The following is a 1772-nucleotide window of genomic DNA, read 5'->3' on the forward strand; positions in this document are numbered from 1 at the left end:
CTCATCACGTACGTCATCACGTACGTGATGAGGTACGTCTTTGCGTACGTCTTCGCGTCGACCGTGGTGACCAGCGACCTGCCGATAGCGAAATGCCGGGCGCCGTGCGACCCGAGACGGAGGGTGACCCGGGTGCCGGACCGCCAGTAGGCGGTGTCGGGGCGGAAGTCGACACGCCGCCCGTCCAGAAGGCTGTGGCCCATCACCCAACTCCACGCAACCCTCTTGCCGGACGAGGTCTGCCCGCGCAGCCAGCTCTCCACACCCTCGCGATCGGCGGCCGGGACCGGCCGAGAGAAGGTGACGGATATCGGTATGCCCACACCGACCGTCTCCCCGTCGGACATGTTCACGCGCACATGCGCAAGCACGGCAGGCTCCGGCACCGACGGAACCGGGCATGCACCGGACACCTCGCCCGTGCCGTCACCGCGCCCGCCAGCAGCCTTGCCGGCCACCACAGTGAAGATCCGCGCAACCGGAAGGTGACCGGCCACCTTCACGCCGTAGCCCGCGTCCACCGAACAACCCACGGCCGAGAACAGAACCGCACAGGCCACGACAACACCGCCGAAACAGCCGGCCGTCCGACCGGCCGAACGGTCCACATACATGCAATCCCCCGGGTGAGGTCCGACATCGCCTCTAATACCCACGGGCACGAAGACCGGTTGCATCACAGCACAACCCTTTTTGCCAGGCACCCGGACCCGGGAGACGCACAACATGCCCGCACACCGTCCGCCCCGCCAAGCCTGCAGACCGACGCCCCTTGAAAACGAACCCCGACACCGACCGGAAACGGGAAGACCTCACGAACAGGCAGCGTGAACCCAGAGCCAGAGTGACCCGTCAAGAGTGACCGAAGCCCATCGCCTCGCGACGCCGAAGGATCAACCGGCGCCCGACGGCAGAGGCGGTGCACTGCTCGCCCACTGCGCAGGGCTGGCACTGGCCGGAACTGAAGCGGACCCGGATGACCAGGGTGCCCAGCGTGAGCGGTCGGGGCTCCAGCGGCAAGCCAGTCCTTGGAGCGGCTGATCCGCTGTATACGGCTGCCCTACCTGCCCAAGCCCGTACCATCCCGAAGGCGGCCTGTTCGGGGAGTAGACCAGCAGCTCCCCCTGCCTGGCTGGAGGTCCGCGTACGGGTGGATCAGGGCACCCGCGGCACCGTCGGTGCGGGTCCGGGCCGGGGGCCGTGTCGAAGTCGGGGCCAGGCTGGTGCGGCCGAGAAGGCCGAGTGCAGCCTGGGGGCCGTGGTCGCGGCGGGCGGCAGCGACCTCTTCGAGGTCCCCTGCCATCTCGCCGACGACCGTGCGGCGCGGGCCGCGGGCCTCGGGGGCAGAAGATGACCCGTTTCCCGGACGGGATCGGCGGGGTCCGGGTGGAGGCTCGCGCCCCAGCGCCCAGCACGTTCTGGCCGGGGATCATCCTGCGGAGGTGGGCGGAGTCGGCGGCGCCGAGCTCCAGCAGCAGCCGACGGTGGTGCTCCATGAGGTGATGGGTGACATCGATGGAGAGCGTGTCGAGTTCGGCACTGAGCCTGTCGCGGCCAGTCATCTCCGGTAGGCCGCTCAGCTCAGCGGTCACCAGTTCGCCACCGAGCGGGAGTCGCCCGTCGGTGGCGGCCCGGTTGCGGCAGTGACGGTGCAGTTCTTCGGCCTGCAGCAGATCCCGGCGGTGAAGGCGTCCAGGGCGGCGGACTTGGGCGCCTGGCTCTGCATCGAGGACGAAGCCGGCCAGGGCTTGAGGCCGCCCAAGCGTCATACC

At 69.2% G+C, this 1772-nt stretch carries 1 protein-coding gene and 1 pseudogene; both read right to left on the reverse strand.

What is annotated here, in order from left to right:
* Positions 1 to 677, reverse strand: a 677-nt coding sequence (locus tag AB0H32_RS48255) for an Ig-like domain-containing protein (RefSeq protein ID WP_361136084.1), incomplete at its 3' end; no start/stop codon positions are given.
* 383 nt (positions 678 to 1060) lie between these two features.
* Positions 1061 to 1694: pseudogene (locus AB0H32_RS48260) on the reverse strand (DNA polymerase III subunit alpha); the annotation flags it as partial.
* Positions 1695 to 1772: the final 78 nt, after the last annotated feature.

The organism is Streptomyces sp. NPDC020362, from assembly GCF_040642095.1.
Taxonomy (GTDB): domain Bacteria; phylum Actinomycetota; class Actinomycetes; order Streptomycetales; family Streptomycetaceae; genus Streptomyces.